Below are 15670 nucleotides of genomic sequence, written 5' to 3'. Positions count from 1 at the left end.
GGTGGTGTCCTCACTTGCGATCGTCGAACAGGTTGCCGCCGGGCGGCGCAGCGGCCGGGGCGGCGGGCGGCCGGGTGGCCGGAGCCTGCGTGGCATGCGTGGCGGCCGGGGGTCGTGGTGCGGCGCTCGGCCGGCGCGGCGCCGCGGGCTTGCCGCTGGCCGGCGCCGCGGGGGGCGCAGGGGCGATCTCGGCCGGGCCCGGCGCCGCCGTGCGGTCGTCCACCGGCGCGGGGGCCTCGGCGCCGCCGGGCGTGACGGCCGGCGAGAGCGACGCGGGCGCGGTCGGCGGCTGTGCCGCGGCGTCCGCCGGCGACGGCGCGGCCGAGGCGCTGGCGGCCGGCTCGGTCGCCGCGCCGTCGCCGCGCGAGCGGGACGTCAGGAACGCGAAGATCGCGAGCGCGGCGATCAGCGACACGAAGGCGCCGGCCGCGACGGCGAGCCCCACCGGCCGCTTCCGCGTCACGACCGTCCCGCTCCACGTCGGCGAGGTGTTCAGCGACGTGTTCACCACGGTCGGCGAGGTGGTCACCCCGCTCGCCGAAGGGAGCTCCGGCCGCGGGGGCCCCGAGCTCCGCGAGATCCCGCTGATCCGGTCGACCGAGAGCCGGGCCCGCCCGGTCGCGAACGGCGCGAGCGCCTCGGCCAGCTCCCCGATGTGGCGGAACCGCTGCTCCGGCAGCTTCTCCAGGCACCTGCGGATCACCGCCTCGAGCGCCGGGGGCACGTCGGAGCGGAACGCGGCGAGGGGGCTCGGGATCCCCTGCATGATCGCCACGCAGAGCTGCGGCATCGTCGCGCCGTCGAACGGCGGCGCGCCGGTGAGCAGCTCGAACAGGATGACGCCGAGCGACCAGATGTCGGTGCGCGCGTCGACGTCGCGCGAGGACTTGAGCTGCTCGGGCGACATGTAGAGCGGCGACCCCATGATGGCCTTCGTGTCGGTGATGCGCGGGTCGGAGCCGCCGGTCGCCACCTTCGAGATCCCGAAGTCGAGCACCTTCACGCACGGGGAGCTGTCCGCGCGCCGGGTGAGGAACAGGTTCGCCGGCTTGAGGTCGCGGTGGATGATGCCCGCGGCGTGGGCCTCGGCGAGCGCCTCGCAGGCCTGGAGGACGTACTCGACGGCGGCCTGCGGGGTCATCGGCCCGCCCGCGCGGAGCGCGTCGGCGAGGTCGCTGCCCGACAGGTACTCCATCACCATGTACGGCGTGCCGGAGTCGAGCGTCCCGACGTCGGTCACGCGCGCCACGTGCTCGCTCTTGACCTTCACCGCGGCGCGCGCCTCGCGCACGAAGCGCTCGGCGAGCGTGCGCGACTTCGCCGCCTCGGGCAGGAGGAGCTTGATCGCGACCCGCTCCTCCAGCTGGAGGTGGGTCGCGGCGACGACGACGCCCATCCCGCCGGCGCCGATCACCCGCTCGACGCGGTACTTCTCGGCGATGACCTGCCCCGGTCGCACCAGCCCTTCGGCTTCGTCGTGTGTCGGCGCGGTGCTCGTCATGGCTCGGTCCCCTCGCACGCCGGACCGCGGATCCCGTGAACAGCGCGATCTTCGCGGAAAATCCGGTGCAAAGCCAGCCCACGATAGCCGCCGGGCGTACGGCGATCAATCTCGGGGCTGGGCCCCGTCGCGCCGGCGCGGCCCGCGCGCCGTCGGGTTCGTGCCATCGCCAGCGCGCCGCCGCGCCCATCCATGCCAGCGCGCCGCGCCCGTGCCCGCGCGCCGTGGCGTCCCCGTGGTCCCTGCCGGCCGCCCGCCAGGACGCTTCCCCCGGCCGTGAATCCGGGAGAACATCGCTCACCTCATGGAGCACGGTTACCCCGGCGGCGCCACTGAGCGGCGCCAGCGGATCCTCGAGGCGACAGAGCGGCTCCTCCGCCGGTACGGGCCTGCCAAGACAACCGTCGCCGATATCGCGCGCGAGGCCGAGATCGCGGTCGGCGCCGTGTACCTGGAGTTCGCCTCGAAGGACGCCATCGTCGAGGAGCTCTCCCAGGGCGAGCACCGCGCCGTCATGGCCGCGATGCGCGCCGCCGCGGCCCGGGACGACGTGCCCTTTTGCGACCGGCTCCGGGCGGTGTTCGACGCCCGCGCGCGCGCTTTCCTGGAGCTCGCCGGCTCGGGCGCGCACGCGTGCGATCTCGTGCATTGCCAGAGCCGCGCCGTGAAGGCCGCCCACGCCCGCTTCCTCGACGAGGAGCGCGCGCTCCTCCGCGATCTCGTCGCGCGCGGCGCCGGCGCCGGCGAGCTCGACGCCGCCGACCCCGAGCTCACCGCGCGCGCCCTCCTGCGCGCCTATGCGAGCTTCGCTCCTCCGTGGCTGTTCCAGGGCTCCCGCGAAGAGGTCGAGGCGATGCTGTCCGCGGTCCACCGGATCGTCCTTTACGGCCTCGTCGGCCGCGGGCCCGCCCGCGAGCCGGGGGGCTGACGCCGCGCCGTCAGCCTCCGGGCCTGCGCAGGCTCGCGGACTCGGATACGACCCAGTCCCTGAAGGCGGCAACCGGCTTTCGCCGCAGGCTCGCGCGCGTGCTCACGAGGTAGTAAGCGAGGCCCGTCGGCAGCGCCGGGAGCCTGCGAAAGAGCAGCACCAGGCGGCCGAGATCGAGCTCGGCGGCCGCGAGCGACCAGCGCGCGAGCGCCACCCCCTGACCGCGCACCGCCGCGTCCACAAGCATCGACGAGTCGGTGAGCTGGCTCTGGCGCACCCGCGCTGGCAGGCGGCGCGAGCGCTCGCGAAACCAGCGGCCCCAGGCGTCGGGGTGGTCGTCCCCGAGCAACACCTCGTGGCTCAGGTCCTCGACACGCCAGCGCGCGCGCTTGCTCGCGACGCTCGGCGCGGCGGCCACGATCAGGGCGTCGTCCGCCAGCTTGACGGTGATCAGGCCCGGGTAGCTGCCGAGGCCATAACGGATGCCGATGTCCACCGGCTCTCTCGCGAGATCGATGAGGCGCTCGGTGGCGGAGATGCGCACGTCCACCTCCGGGTGGCTCACAAGGAACTGCCCGAGCCGCGGCACGAGCCAGCGCGCCCCGAACGACGGCGTGACGCTGACCGACACGGCGGGCCGCGCGTCCGCCGCGGGCCGCCGCAGGCGGGCGTTCGCCTCGCGCAGCCTGGCGAACACGACGCCCAGCTCCGCAGCCCAGCGCTCGCCGTCCTCCGTCAGGCTGATGCCGTGCGGCGAGCGCCGAAACAGCGCCGTCTCCAGGGTGTCCTCGAGGGCGCGGATCTGGTGGCTGACGGCGGCCTGGGTCACGCCCAGCTCGCGCGCCGCGCGGGTGACGCTCGAATGGCGCGCCGCGGCCTCGAACGCCTGCAGGGCGGTGAGCGACGGCAGCGGCGGAGGGTGATCCCCCGGGGCGGGGCTGGTCATGAGAATTTCTCATGTACCATGGAAAACATTCGTTCGCTCGTCCAGGCGCGCCGCGGTATCCCGGGAGTCATGAAGCTCTACCGACTCCGATATAGCCCCTTCGCCCGCAAAGTTCAGATGCTGCTCGACCTGCTGGGCCGCCCGTACGAGCTGGTCGAGGTGCCGTACGACGATCGCGACGAGCTGGCCCGCGTGACCGGCGGCTACATCTACGTTCCGGTGCTGGTCGCCGACGACGGCCGGGTGACGGTCGAGTCGCGGCGGATCTGCGAGCTCCTGCTCGAGGACCCTGCCGCCCGGCGCTTGACGCTCGACGTCCTCGAGGGCCCGGTCTGGGCCTACGCAGACTTCTGCGACGGACCGCTGGAGGACGTGCTGTTTCGAATCGCGTCGCCGCGCATCCGCGACGCCTGGGAGCGGCCGGGTCAGCGCGCCTTGTACACGCTGATCAAGGAGCGCAAGTTCGGCGCTGGCTGTATCGAGCAGTGGGAGCGCGACACCCCGGCGCTGATCGAGCGCGCGAAAACCCTGCTCGCGCCGACCGTCCGGACGCTGAAGCGATCGCCGTTCCTGTTCGGCGAGGCCCCGAGCCTCGCGGACGCGGCGCTTTACGGCAACCTGGCGATGTTGTTCGAAGCGGACCGGGCGCTGCCCGGGGCGCTGGCGGCGGAGCTGCCGGGGTACATTTCCCGGCTCGAGCGGCTCATCCCGTCGCGGTGAGCCAGGGCTCCCCCGCCCCGCTCCTTGCCCCGCTTCGCGGAATTCACCAGTTCGGCGATCGAGAGTCGGGCTGTGGGGATGAGAGCGCGGAACTCCACGAGACGCACGATGGGGCGCGCTTCGAGATCAGGGCTCCGCGCGCCCGGGGAGCGCCCCGCGACTCAGGTGCAGGCGCCCTCGACGCACTCGCTGCCGCTCGGGCAATCGCAGTCCACCTCGCAGGAGATGGCCGGCTCCGGCGGGGGCGCGCAATAGCCACCCTCGCACGACTCGCCCTCGGCGCACTCGCACGAGGCCGCGCACGGCGTCTTGCAGGTCCCCTCGACGCACACGTCGCCGCTCGGGCAGTCGCAAGACGCCTCGCAGGCGCCGGGGGTTCCTGGTGAGCTCTCGCCGCCGCCGCTCGCGCTGCTCTCGCCGCCGCTGCTCGCGCTGCTCTCGCCACCGCTGCTGCTCGCACCGTCCTCACCGTCGGGTTCCTCGGTGTCCTCGTCCGGATCCGGGCGCTCGAAGTCGGGAGCGTCGGGCGCGTCGATACAGTCATCGTCCCAGTCGCATTCCTCGCCGGTCTCGATGTAACAACCGACCGTCGTCATCGAGAAGACGGACAAAGAGAGACCGAGACCCCACTCGAAGGCCGTGCGCATGTTCATATATCCTCACTCCTGATCAGCGATGGATCCAGGGCAGCGGCGCGGCTCGTCGGCGCGGCGCCCTCTGCCCACTCGGAGCTGCGTGCCCGCTGCCACGCGCTCCGTTCAACGGGTCGCGCGCCTGCGCACGATCTCGACGGCCGCCGGTCCGGAGCTCCCGGGCGGCGGGGTGGACCGCAGCGCTCGATCGCGCCCCCTGGCCGTCGATTTCAGCCGTCCGGATCCCCGGCGGTCGATTTCGCCGACCGGGGTTGAACGTTCCCGACCCCTCCGGGCACGAAACCGACGCGCCGACCATGAACGCTCTTCTCCACGCCGGGCACGACGGGGTGTGCCTCACGCCGACCCGGGCTCTCCGACGCTTGTTGATGGCACACGGGCAACGCCGCCGAGCGCGTTCGGGTGTAACGATGATGGCGCAGGGATGGACCGAGATGGGACGGATCGAGCAGCGGGTTTTCCGGGGGCACAGCCGTCCGGCGACGCCGAGCCCCCGCGCGCCGGGGAGAGGTGGCGCCCGATGAAGACCATGGCGCTCCTCATGCCGTTCTTCTTCTCCCGCGGCGCCGAGCGCGCGCAGGACGCGGAGGAGGAGCTCGTCGAGCGGCTGCGGCGCGGGGACGCCGCGGCGGTCGGCGAGGCGTACGACAGGCACTACGGCGCGGTGCGCGGGTTCGCCCGCCGCCTCACCGGCGACGACGCGTCCGCCGAGGACCTGGCCCACGACGTCTTCATCAGCCTGCCCCAGGCCGCGCAGCGGTTCCGCGGCGGCTCGTCGCTCAAGACGTTCCTCATCGCGATCGCGGTCAACCACGCCCGCCACCACCTCCGCTCGGCGGCGCGGCGCCGCGCAGCCATGGAGCGGCTCGCCCTCGAGCCGGACGAGGAGCACGCGTCGAGCCCCGAGCGGGAAGCCGGCCGCGCCGCGCTCGCCCAGGCCCTGAACTGCGCCCTCGACGCGCTGCCGACGGCGCAGCGCGTGGCGTTCGTGCTCTGCGAGGTCGAGGAGCGCAGCGCGCGCGAGGCGTCCGAGATCATGGGCGTGCCCGAGGCCACCGTGCGCACGCGGCTGTTCCACGCCAAGCAGAAGCTCCGGACGCTGCTGGAAGAGAGGGCGCCGTGAAGGAGAAGGACGACGTGCTCAGCGAGGCCGCGCGCGCGCTGCGCTCGGAGGCAGACGCGTCGCGCGCCCGCCGCGACGAGACGCGCGCCCGCGTGATGAGGAGCCTGAAGGCCCAGCGCGCCCGCCGCCTCGCGATGGTCCGCGTGGTGGTCCCGCTGGCCGCCGTGCTCGTCGGATCGGTCGCGTGGGCCTCGGCCGCGCGCTGGTTTCCCGGCGGCTGGGACGACCTTGCGTCGCGGCTCGGGCTGCGCGTCTCCGAGGCGCCCACCATGCCGCCCGCGCCGCCGCCGCAGCGCGCGCTGTCCGGGCCGCGGCACGCGGCCGAGGCGCCCGCGCCGCCCGAGGCCGAGGCGAGCGCGCCGCCCGAGGCCGAGGCGAGCGCAGAGGCGGTCGCGCCGGAGCCGCCGCCGATGCCTGCGCCGATCGCGGATCCGCCGATCGCACCCGCGCCGCCGCGCGCGCCGGTGCTGGCGGTCGCGCCGGTCCGGTCTGCCTCGCGCCCGGTCGCGGCCGTCGCGCCGCGCGCCGCGCGCCTGCCGACCGCGCCGCGGCCGGCCGCGGGTGATCCGCAGGCCATCGAGCGTCCGCCGGCCGGCCCCGACGCGGACGCGCTCTATCAGGCGGCGCACCGGGCTCACTTCGTCGAGCGCAACCCGGCGGCCGCGCTCGACGCGTGGGACGCGTACCTGGCCGCCGCTCCGCGCGGCCGCTTCGCGGTGGAGGCCCAGTACAACCGCGCTCTCTGCCTCGTTCGCCTCGGCCGCAAGGACGAGGCGCGGCGGGCGCTCGATCCGTTCGCGCAGGGCGCCTTCGGCGGCTACCGAAAGGACGAGTCGCGCTCGCTGCTCGACGCGCTCAGCGTCGCGGACGAGTGAGCGTCGCGGCGCGTGAACGAACGCGCGGCGAGCGGGCACAGCACGGTCGATGAACACACCCGACACCGCCCCTCTCCCCGCGGCTCCGAGGGTCTCGCCGCGCCGTTCCCTGGGGCTCGGCGCGCGCCTCCGCGCGGGCGTCCTGCTGCGCGCCCTCGCGGCGGCGGCCGCGTTCGCTGTGATCTCCGCGCCTCCCGCGGGCGTCCTCGCCGAGGAGCCGAGCGCCGCCGGCGTCGATCTCGTCATCGACGGCGCGCCGTGGACGCTCGATCCCGACGCGGTGAGCGCGGCCATCGGCCGCGAGCTCGGCGGCGGCGTGACGCTGGCCCCCGCGGCGATCGCCGGGCGCTCCACGCTGGTCCTTCGCGGCGAGCCCGACGGCCGCGTCACGCTGACGTACCGCGCCTCGGACGGCCGCCGCATCGAGCGCACCATCGACGTCCCCGAGGATCCCGACCGCGCCGCCGAGGCGATCGCCTTGCTCGCGGGCAACCTCGTCCGGGACGAGGCCGCGGAGCTCGCCGCGGCGCTCGGCAAGCGCCCGCCCGAGGCGCCGGCGGCGGCGCAGCCGGCGCCCGCGGCGCCCCCCGCCGCCGGCAGGCCGGCGCCACCTCCCCGCGCCGCGCGCCCCGCGAAGGCCGCGCGCCCCGCCCCCGCGCCACCGGAGCCGCCTCCGTGCGCGTCCCCCGGCGCGACGATCGTCCTCTTCGGCGCCGACGTCCTCCCCCTCGTCGGCTCCTCGACCTCCACCGGCACGAACGTGGTCCGCCACTACTCGCTGAACCTCGTCGCCGGATACACGGCGGGCACCACGGGCATCGAGCTCAGCGCGGGCGCCAGCATCTCCTCGGCGTTCCTGTGCGGGGCGCAGCTCTCGAGCGTGGCCAACCTCGTGTTCGGTCCGGCGCGCGGCGTGCAGGTCACGAGCGGCGTCAACGTCGTCGGCTCGCTCCGGGGCGCGCAGATCGGCGCGATCAACGCCGCCGCCGGCCAGGTCGCGGGCGCACAGGTCGGCGTGCTCAACGCCGCCGGCCAGGTCGACGGAGCCCAGGTGGGCATGGCCAACCTCGCCGTGGGAGCGTCGATGGATCTTCAGATCGGCGTGGCCAACGTCGCGGTGAGCAAGGCGACCGACGTCCAGATCGGCATGGCCAACGTCGCCGTGGGCGAGGCGACGGACGTGCAGCTCAGCCTGGTGAACGTCGCCGCCGGCGGGTCGGCCGACCTGCAAGCCGGCCTGACCAACGTGGCCGCGGGCGAGTCGACGGACGTGCAGATCGGGCTCCTCAACATCGCCACCGGCAAGGTGGGGGGCGCGCAGATCGGCCTCGTCAACTACGCCGACGACTCGCCGTTCTCGCTCGGGTTGTTCAACTTCATCCGCAAGGGCCGCCTCCACGTGGACGTCTGGGGGCTCGAGTCCGGCATCGTGGTGGCCGGCGTCAAGCACGGGAGCGACCACTTCCACAACATCTACGGGATCGGCCTTCGCACGATCGGCAATCGCCCTCTCCTGGTCTCCGCGCTCGGCCTGGGCGGCCGCTTCTCCATCCACCAGCGCGCCTATGTCGACCTCGACGTGCTCGGGTACACGCTCCACGAGCCCTCGACGCTCGAGTCCGCGGCCACGATCGCGCAGGCGCGCGCGCTCCTCGGCTTCCGCCTCTTCCCGGAGCTCGCGATCTTCGGGGGCCCCAGCTTCAACGTCTCGTTCGGCGACACCCCGGCGGACGCCCGCCTGAGCCCCTACGGCAGCACCCCCCTCGGCTCCGACGCCACCAGCACCAAGCGCGCCTGGCCCGGCCTCGTGCTCGGCGTACAGGCGTTCTGATCCGGCCGTCGCGCTCGCCGGGGGGGGGGCGGGTTGACGGATGCGTGAACGAATTTACTTTTCGTTCATCGATTCATGGAGCTCGCCCGAGCGGTTGCTCGCGGCGGTCTACGTGAGCCCATCCGCGCGCTGCGCCGCCCTCACGGGCGGAGGAGCAGCGCGCTGTCCACGCAGTCCACCTGACCTTCGACCGATCCGGCAGGGATGGCGCGAGCCGACCGCTGCCACAGGAGTTCGCATGAGCCAGCTTCGCAGCGGCGCCAGCGCGCCTCGTTCCCCCTTTCCCCTGCTCCCGCTCCGCACCGGCGTCCTCTTTCCCGGCACCGTGCTGACGCTCCCGGTGGGGCGCCCCCGCTCGGTGGCGCTGCTCAACGCCGTCCACGCCGGCGACGTGATCGGCGTCATCGCGCAGCGCGATCCGAAGCGCGAGGATCCGCGGCGCGAGGACCTCCACGACATCGGCACGTTCGCGCGGGTCGTCGACATCTCGCGCGTCTCGAACGGCTACCGGCTGGTGATCGAGGGGCTCGATCGCTTCGCGCTCTCGGCCCTGGTCGAGACCGAGCCGACGTGGCGGGCCGAGGGCACCCTCGCGCCCGAGTTCCTCGGCGACGCCGAGGAGGCGCGCCTGCTCGCGGCGTCGCTGCGCGAGCGCGCCCGCGAGGTCGGCCCGAAGACGGGGACCAACCTCGCCGAGATCGCCGCCACGAGCCGGGCGGAGCCTGGCGTCTTCGCGGATCAGGTCGCCGGTGCGCTCGGCCTGCCCACCGAGAAGGAGATGGAAGTGCTCTCCGAGCTCCGCGTGGTGCCGCGGCTCCAGCGGGTCGCCGGCCTGCTCGCCGAGGCGTCCGCGCTGGCGGACCTGAAGAAGAAGATCGACGGCGACGTGCGGCGCGAGCTCGGCAAGGGCCAGCGCGAGGTGATCCTCCGCGAGCAGCTCCGGGCCATCCAGAAGGAGCTCGCGGGCGGCGAGGAGGGCGAGGACGAGCTGTCGGCCCTCCGGCGGCGCCTCGACGAGGCCGGGCTCCCCGAGGAGGCGCGCGCCGTCGCCGATCGGGAGCTCCGCCGGCTCGAGTCGGTCGGCCCGCAGAGCGCGGAGCACAACGTGATCCGCACGTACCTCGAGTGGATCGCGGACCTGCCGTGGAGCGCGAGGGCAGAGGTGAAGGACGACCTCGACGCGGTGAAGGCGAAGCTCGACGAGGATCACCGCGGCCTCGACGACGTGAAGCGCCGCATCCTGGAGCACATGGCGGTGCTCAAGCTGACCGGGAAGGCGCGCGCGACGATCCTGTGCTTCGCGGGACCGCCCGGCGTGGGCAAGACCTCGCTCGGCCAGTCGATCGCCGACGCCACGGGCCGCCCGTTCGTGCGCATCTCGCTCGGCGGCGTGCACGACGAGGCGGAGCTGCGCGGCCACCGGAGGACGTACGTCGGCGCGCTGCCCGGCCGGATCGTGCACGCGCTGAAGAAGGCCAAGGTGAAGAACCCGATCGTGCTCCTCGACGAGGTCGACAAGCTCGGCGCCGGGTGGCGGGGCTCGCCCGAGGCGGCGCTGCTGGAGGTGCTCGATCCGGAGCAGAACCGGACGTTCGTCGACCACTACCTGGAGCTCCCGTTCGATCTGTCGGAGGTCGTCTTCCTCTGCACGGTGAACGATCTCGGCGCGCTCTCGGCGCCGCTCCGGGACCGGCTCGAGGTCATCGAGCTGGCCGGCTACACGCCGGACGAGAAGATCGCGATCGCGCGGTCGCACCTCGTCCCGAAGCAGCTCAAGGAGCACGCGATCGACCCGGGGTCGCTGTCGATCACGGACGAGGCGCTCGCGGCGATCGTGCGCGACTACACGCGCGAGGCCGGGGTGCGGCAGCTCGGTCGGGAGATCAAGAAGCTCTGCCGGGCGGTCGCGCTGGAGATCGCCCGCGCGGCGGACGGCAAGGCGCCGCGCGTGGTGGTCGAGGCGAGCGATCTCGGGACGTACCTTGGCAAGGTCCGGTTCTTCAGCGACGTGGCGGAGCGGACGAGCGTCGCTGGCGTCGCGACCGGGCTCGCCTGGACGCCGGTGGGCGGGGACATCCTGTTCATCGAGACGTCGCGGATGCCGGGGAAGGGGAGGGTCGAGATCACGGGTCAGCTCGGCGACGTGATGAAGGAGTCGGCGAAGGCGGCGCTCACCTACGTGCGCAGCCACGCCATCGAGCTCGGCGTCGACACGGCGAAGCTCGAGGCGGAGGACCTGCACATCCACGTCCCTGCGGGCGGCGTGCCCAAGGACGGGCCGTCCGCGGGCGTGACGATGTTCACGGCGCTGACGTCGCTCCTCTCCGCGCGGCGCGTGCGCTCGGACACGGCGATGACGGGCGAGTGCACGCTGCGCGGGCGGGTGCTGCCGGTCGGCGGGATCAAGTCCAAGGTGCTCGCGGCGCACCGCGCCGGGATCAAGCGGGTCGTCCTGCCGCAGAAGAACGCGCGTGACGCCGAGGAGATCCCGAAGGAGGTGCGGGCCGAGCTGGAGCTCATCTTCGTCGAGGACATGAGCCAGGTGATCGCGGCGGCGCTGGAGGAGGCGCCCATCGAGGCGGCGGGCACGGGCGGCGTGACCGGCGCGGCGGCGGGGGAGCCGGCGGCGGCCGCGTAGGGGAGGGGAGAGGGGCTGAGCCGAGCCGCCGCGCCGGCGGGGGGCTGTGCGCGGCGGCGCGCGGGTGGGCGCTCGGCCATCCGCCAAGACCGGGGCGGGAGAGCTTGCGCATGAGCCACCGCCCGGCATGTCTCACTTCGGGCCATGCCTTCTGAGACGTTTCGTCGCGCGCCACACAAGGCGCGCCTGGGACGTGGAGCCTCCTGAGAGCTTATGGCACCTCGTTCGGTGCTCGCCGCGCCCACCCGCGCGCCGCCGCGCACAGCCCCCCGCCGGCGCTCACGTTGTCTTGCTCGCCAGCAAGGCGCACGGCACCGAGCGGCGCGCGCTGCTCCGCGGCGCCATCCAGCTCCTCGACAGGCAGCACCAGGCCCGTGCGCGGCCTCGTTCCGCAACGCCCAGCGGAGGCTTTGCCCGAAGCGCCGGGGCAGCGCCGCGGCGCCAGCCGACCCGGCGCCCGTCGAGGCCACGCCCGCTGATCCCAGGCCGGTCGAGCCCGCGCAGCCCGCGCCAGTCTGATCCGGGCCGGGAAATTCCCGTTGCGCCAGGCCGGGTGGTCTATATGCGCGCGGAGCGCTGAGGCCTGGCGTCGCAGCGGGACCAGACGTCGCGCGCCCGGACAGCCTCGATCCAGCGTTCCCCGCCTGCTGCCTCGTCGTGGAGGTGACCCATGTCCGACGACCGTCTTACCGCCGCTGAGCTCAGCGAGATCTGGGCGGTGCTGTCCCCCGAGGAGCGCGCCGAGGGCTTCGAACACCTCGATCGGGGCGAGGCCGACGGCTTCTTCCTCGGCCTCTCGGAGCAGGAGCAGGCGGCCGCCCTCCTCGCGATGAAGGCCGCGGAGCGGAGGCTGTGGATGCGGCTCCTCGCGCCCGACGACGCCGCGGACGTGATCCAGCTCGTTTCTCGAGATGACCGCTCCTCGTTTCTCGAGATGCTGGACGAGCCGACGCGGCGCGAGGTCACGGCGCTCATGGCGTACGCCGAGGACGCGGCAGGCGGGCTCATGAGCCCACGATTCGCCCGACTGCGGCCCGACATGACGGTCGGTGAGGCCATCCGGTACCTACAGCGGCAGGCCCAGGAGAAGATCGAGACCATCTACTACGCCTACGTGCTCGACCAGGAGCAGCGGCTGCAGGGCGTGGTGTCCTTCCGGGACCTCTTCACCGCGCGCGGTGACAAGGCCCTGTCCGAGGTCATGCGGCGGGACGTCATCTCCGTGCCCGAGACGCTGGACCAGGAGGCGGTCGCGCGGGTCATCGCGCGCCACGACCTCAACGCGCTGCCGGTCGTCGACGTCGAGGGCCGGATGAAGGGCATCGTGACCGTCGACGACATTGTCGACGTCGTCCAGAGGGAGGCGACCGAGGACATCCAGAAGCTCGGCGGCATGGAGGCGCTCGACACGCCCTACATACAGACCGGCATGCTCGCCATGGTGAAGAAGCGCGCCGGCTGGCTCTCGGCGCTCTTCCTCGGCGAGATGCTCACGGCGAGCGCGATGGGGCACTACGAGGAGGAGATCGCGAGAGCCGTGGTGCTCGCGCTCTTCGTGCCGCTCATCATCTCGAGCGGCGGCAACTCCGGGTCGCAGGCGACGACGCTGATCATCCGCGCGATGGCGCTCGGTGAGGTCACGATCAAGGACTGGTGGCGCATCGTCCGTCGCGAGGTCGTCGCCGGCCTCTCGCTCGGCCTCATCCTCGCCACGATCGGCATGGTCCGCATCCTCGTGTGGCAGGCCATCTTCCACACATACGGGGAGCACTACGTCGAGGTTGCCGCCACCGTCGCCACGAGCCTGGTCGGCATCGTGGCCTGGGGGACGCTCGCCGGCGCGATGCTGCCCTTCGTGATCCGCCGGCTAGGATTCGACCCGGCCAGCGCCTCCGCGCCGTTCGTCGCGACCCTCGTCGACGTCTCAGGGCTCGTGATCTACTTCAACGTCGCGCAGGTCCTCCTCCGGGGAAGCCTGCTGTGATGTCGCAGCTCGGGGCTGTAGCGCTCAGCGAGCGCGGTAGATGCGGAGCACGGTGATCGTCCTCGCCTCGCGCTCGATCGTGAGCACCACGTCGTGGAAGCCCGCGCTGAGGAGGTAGTAGGGCGCCTCCCACGCGAGCTCGCCTTCGCCCGTCTCCGCGAAGCGAACGACCGCCCGGTCGATCATGAAGGCCGAGTGCATCGGCAGCCTGTAGAACGTGACCAGAGCAGGGAAGTTCCAGACTACGCGGAAGCTCATCCGCCTTGCTCGCGGGCCAGCTCCTCCAGGGCCCGCGGCAGATCCTCGTGAGCGACGAGGCGTGCACGGCCCGCCGCGATGTCGGCGAGGTCCCGATCGAGCTCGGCGCGTTGCTCCGGCGTGAGCCTCTGCACGCGCGCCGCGCGATCGATGGCCGCGAGGATGGGGTCGCTCGGCAAGGAACCGGGCCGGGTAGACATGGGTTCAGCGTGGATCAGAAGGGGGTAGGGTTGCAAGAGCGCGCGCCTCTGGCACGAAGCGCAGGATCTGTGCCCGCCCGTCGGCCGTCCATCCGGCGTCTGGTCAGCCGACGTTCTCGAGGCTTCCCGCCGCCGCCGACAGCCCGCCGCCCTAGAACAGCTCCCCGATGCGCCGCAGGAAGCCGCCGCTCGAGAAGAGCGCGCGCATGCCCCGCTTGAACCAGCTGTACGACGACGCGGTGTAGGGGAACCAGGTCGGGTCCTTCGACCCCAGCGCGATGCGGTCCGCGTTGATGTGCTTGACGTCGCACATCTGCCGGAGCCCGTCCTCGCCCATCACCCGGCCGAAGCCGCTCTGCTTGACGCCGCCGAACGGCGCGTCGGGGAGGGCGCCGTTCATGAGCACGTCGTTCACCAGCACGCTGCCGGCCTGCAGGCGCTCGGCGAGCCGGCGGGCGTGATCGGTGTCCTCCGAGAAGACATAGGCGTTGAGGCCGAGGTGCGACTCGTTCGAGAGGCGGATCGCCTCCTCCTCGGTCGCGACCTGCATGAACGGCACGACCGGCCCGAAGATCTCCTCGGTCATCACCGTCATCGCATGATCGCAGCCGGCGATGATCGTCGGCTCGAAGAACTGGCCCTGCCCCGGCGCGCGCTTGCCGCCGGCCTTCACGGTCGCCCCCTTGTCGACAGCGTCCTTGATGTGCCGCTCGGCGACGTCGATCTGCGGCGGGAAGATGATCGCCCCCACGTCGACGAACTCCTTGCCCGGATCACCCTGGTTCAGGCCCTTCGTGATCTCGACGGTGCGCTCGAGCAGGCGATCGTGGATCTCGCGGTGCGCATAGACCCGCTCCACCGCGACGCACACCTGCCCCGCGTTCGCGAAGCCGCCGAAGACGATCGCCTGCGCCGTGCGCTCGATGTCCGCGTCCGCGCAGGCGATGAGCGGCGCCTTGCCGCCGAGCTCCATCACGCACGGGATAAGGCGCTCGCCGCAGGCGGCGGCGACCTTCCTCCCGGTGCCGACGCTGCCGGTGAACAGGAGCATCTGGATGCCGCTGTCGATGAGCGCCGCGCCGGTCGGCCCGTAGCCGGTGACGACCTGGAACAGATCCTCGGGCATGCCCGCGCCGTCCCAGATCTCCTTCTGCTTGAGCGCGATGAGCGGCGTCACCTCGCTCGGCTTGAGCACGGCGGCGTTGCCGGCGACGATCGCCGCGAGCACGTCGCGCAGCGCGAGCTGGAACGGGAAGTTCCACGGCGAGATCACGCCGACCACGCCGCGAGGGACGTAGTGGACCCAGCTGCGCCTGTGCTTGAAGAGGTGGAGCTTGATCTCGTGCGGCTCGAGCGCCTTCGGGGCGACCTGCGCGAAGTACGTCGCCATGTCGGCCGCGACCAGGACCTCGTGCAGCAGCGCCTCGTGGCGCGGCTTGCCGCACTCGCGCGAGAGCAGATCGACGATCTCGTCCGTGCGATCGACGATGGCGTCGCGGAAGCGCAGGACGCGCTGGCAGCGCTCCTCGACGGGCAGCGCGCCCCACGCCTCCTGCGCGCGCCGCGCCCGGGCGACCGCGGCACGCACCTCCTCGGCGCTGGTGTTCGGGGCCTCTCCAAGGAGCTCCCCGGTCGCGGGCGCGTAGCTGCGGATCGCCGCGCCTCCGTGCCCGTTCATGCCAGGACCGCTGCCGTTGCCCCCGATCGGGCGTTCGCTCACCACCTGACCCATGTTCGATCCCTCCGCCTGTCGAGCCCGCGTTGCTTGCCGGATGGCCTCCGTGGCTCGCTGCTCGACGCCGGGACCCTACCCTTCCCGAGAAGGTACAGCAAATGAGCATTTGCGCTGTTTCCCGATGAATCCCGACGATTCCCGGCGTGCTCGCGGTCGATCCGGCCCCCCGACATCCGCTGTTGCGCTGCGGACAAATGGTGAGCACACCGTGGTTGCGCCAGGGGGGACCGGCGCCGCAGGCCGCGCCGGTGTGCCCGGGTGAGCCTGGTCGGCGTCTC

At 73.0% G+C, this 15670-nt stretch carries 13 protein-coding genes; 7 read left to right on the top strand and 6 right to left on the bottom strand.

Going from position 1 to position 15670, the window contains the following annotated elements; all coding sequences use genetic code 11:
- Positions 1–10 precede the first annotated feature (10 nt).
- Complete coding sequence (locus WMF46_RS24550) at positions 11–1501, bottom strand: serine/threonine-protein kinase (protein ID WP_437987803.1); 1491 nt, start codon at positions 1499–1501, stop codon at positions 11–13.
- Between the two features lie 304 nt (positions 1502–1805).
- Here WMF46_RS24550 and WMF46_RS24545 point away from each other — a divergent pair, with 304 nt between their 5' ends.
- Positions 1806–2429 (top strand): TetR/AcrR family transcriptional regulator, encoded by a 624-nt coding sequence (locus tag WMF46_RS24545; protein ID WP_437987802.1) that lies wholly within the window; start codon positions 1806–1808, stop codon positions 2427–2429.
- Between the two features lie 10 nt (positions 2430–2439).
- Here the strand turns inward: WMF46_RS24545 and gcvA are convergent, their stop codons facing one another.
- Positions 2440–3375, bottom strand: a complete 936-nt coding sequence (gcvA, locus tag WMF46_RS24540; protein ID WP_437987801.1) for a transcriptional regulator GcvA — start codon at positions 3373–3375, stop codon at positions 2440–2442.
- A gap of 18 nt (positions 3376–3393) precedes the next feature.
- Here gcvA and WMF46_RS24535 point away from each other — a divergent pair, with 18 nt between their 5' ends.
- A complete protein-coding gene (locus WMF46_RS24535; protein WP_437987800.1) occupies positions 3394–4095 on the top strand; it encodes a glutathione S-transferase family protein in 702 nt (233 codons plus the stop codon).
- Positions 4096–4256: 161 nt separating this feature from the next.
- On the opposite strand, the gene WMF46_RS24530 is transcribed toward WMF46_RS24535, so the two are convergent.
- Positions 4257–4742 carry a hypothetical protein gene (locus WMF46_RS24530; protein WP_437987799.1) on the bottom strand — a complete coding sequence of 162 codons (486 nt, stop codon included), beginning with the start codon at positions 4740–4742 and terminating at the stop codon, positions 4257–4259.
- 526 nt (positions 4743–5268) lie between these two features.
- Here WMF46_RS24530 and WMF46_RS24525 point away from each other — a divergent pair.
- From WMF46_RS24525 to mgtE, 5 genes are all read left to right on the top strand, one after another.
- Positions 5269–5871, top strand: a complete 603-nt coding sequence (locus tag WMF46_RS24525) for an RNA polymerase sigma factor (RefSeq protein ID WP_437987798.1) — start codon at positions 5269–5271, stop codon at positions 5869–5871.
- Positions 5868–6746 carry a tetratricopeptide repeat protein gene (locus tag WMF46_RS24520; RefSeq protein WP_437987797.1) on the top strand — a complete coding sequence of 293 codons (879 nt, stop codon included), beginning with the start codon at positions 5868–5870 and terminating at the stop codon, positions 6744–6746. Before WMF46_RS24525 ends, WMF46_RS24520 begins: the two co-directional genes overlap by 4 nt.
- A 49-nt stretch (positions 6747–6795) precedes the next feature.
- Positions 6796–8577: an LA_2272 family surface repeat-containing protein gene (locus tag WMF46_RS24515; protein ID WP_437987796.1), complete on the top strand. Its 1782-nt coding sequence runs from the start codon at positions 6796–6798 to the stop codon at positions 8575–8577.
- A 238-nt stretch (positions 8578–8815) separates the two neighbouring features.
- Positions 8816–11215 (top strand): endopeptidase La, encoded by a 2400-nt coding sequence (gene lon / locus WMF46_RS24510; protein ID WP_437987795.1) that lies wholly within the window; start codon positions 8816–8818, stop codon positions 11213–11215.
- Positions 11216–11885: 670 nt separating this feature from the next.
- Positions 11886–13199: a magnesium transporter gene (gene mgtE, locus WMF46_RS24505; protein WP_437987794.1), complete on the top strand. Its 1314-nt coding sequence runs from the start codon at positions 11886–11888 to the stop codon at positions 13197–13199.
- Between the two features lie 24 nt (positions 13200–13223).
- On the opposite strand, the gene WMF46_RS24500 is transcribed toward mgtE, so the two are convergent.
- From WMF46_RS24500 to WMF46_RS24490, 3 genes are all read right to left on the bottom strand, one after another.
- The gene (locus WMF46_RS24500; RefSeq protein ID WP_437917315.1) at positions 13224–13457 is read right to left on the bottom strand and encodes a hypothetical protein; all 234 of its coding nucleotides are present in this window, start codon (positions 13455–13457) and stop codon (positions 13224–13226) included.
- Positions 13454–13657 (bottom strand): hypothetical protein, encoded by a 204-nt coding sequence (locus WMF46_RS24495; RefSeq protein ID WP_437719345.1) that lies wholly within the window; start codon positions 13655–13657, stop codon positions 13454–13456. Before WMF46_RS24495 ends, WMF46_RS24500 begins: the two co-directional genes overlap by 4 nt.
- A 151-nt stretch (positions 13658–13808) precedes the next feature.
- The gene (locus tag WMF46_RS24490; protein ID WP_437555209.1) at positions 13809–15377 is read right to left on the bottom strand and encodes an aldehyde dehydrogenase family protein; all 1569 of its coding nucleotides are present in this window, start codon (positions 15375–15377) and stop codon (positions 13809–13811) included.
- Positions 15378–15670 lie beyond the last annotated feature (293 nt).

Origin of the sequence: Sorangium sp. So ce117, assembly GCF_051524395.1 — a bacterium.
In the GTDB taxonomy this organism is placed as follows: domain Bacteria; phylum Myxococcota_A; class Polyangia; order Polyangiales; family Polyangiaceae; genus Sorangium; species Sorangium cellulosum_B.
Note: the sequence above shows the minus strand (reverse complement) of the source record. Positions and strands in the feature narration are given on the sequence as shown.

Excerpts from the sequence above, each read along its gene's own strand:
- WMF46_RS24550 (WP_437987803.1), bottom strand. The coding sequence starts at position 1,501 with ATGACGAGCACCGCGCCGACACACGACGAAGCCGAAGGGCTGGTGCGA.
- WMF46_RS24545 (WP_437987802.1), top strand. The coding sequence starts at position 1,806 with ATGGAGCACGGTTACCCCGGCGGCGCCACTGAGCGGCGCCAGCGGATC.
- gcvA (WP_437987801.1), bottom strand. The coding sequence starts at position 3,375 with ATGACCAGCCCCGCCCCGGGGGATCACCCTCCGCCGCTGCCGTCGCTC.
- WMF46_RS24535 (WP_437987800.1), top strand. The coding sequence starts at position 3,394 with ATGGAAAACATTCGTTCGCTCGTCCAGGCGCGCCGCGGTATCCCGGGA.
- WMF46_RS24530 (WP_437987799.1), bottom strand. The coding sequence starts at position 4,742 with ATGCGCACGGCCTTCGAGTGGGGTCTCGGTCTCTCTTTGTCCGTCTTC.
- WMF46_RS24525 (WP_437987798.1), top strand. The coding sequence starts at position 5,269 with ATGAAGACCATGGCGCTCCTCATGCCGTTCTTCTTCTCCCGCGGCGCC.
- WMF46_RS24515 (WP_437987796.1), top strand. The coding sequence starts at position 6,796 with ATGAACACACCCGACACCGCCCCTCTCCCCGCGGCTCCGAGGGTCTCG.
- lon (WP_437987795.1), top strand. The coding sequence starts at position 8,816 with ATGAGCCAGCTTCGCAGCGGCGCCAGCGCGCCTCGTTCCCCCTTTCCC.
- mgtE (WP_437987794.1), top strand. The coding sequence starts at position 11,886 with ATGTCCGACGACCGTCTTACCGCCGCTGAGCTCAGCGAGATCTGGGCG.
- WMF46_RS24500 (WP_437917315.1), bottom strand. The coding sequence starts at position 13,457 with ATGAGCTTCCGCGTAGTCTGGAACTTCCCTGCTCTGGTCACGTTCTAC.
- WMF46_RS24495 (WP_437719345.1), bottom strand. The coding sequence starts at position 13,657 with ATGTCTACCCGGCCCGGTTCCTTGCCGAGCGACCCCATCCTCGCGGCC.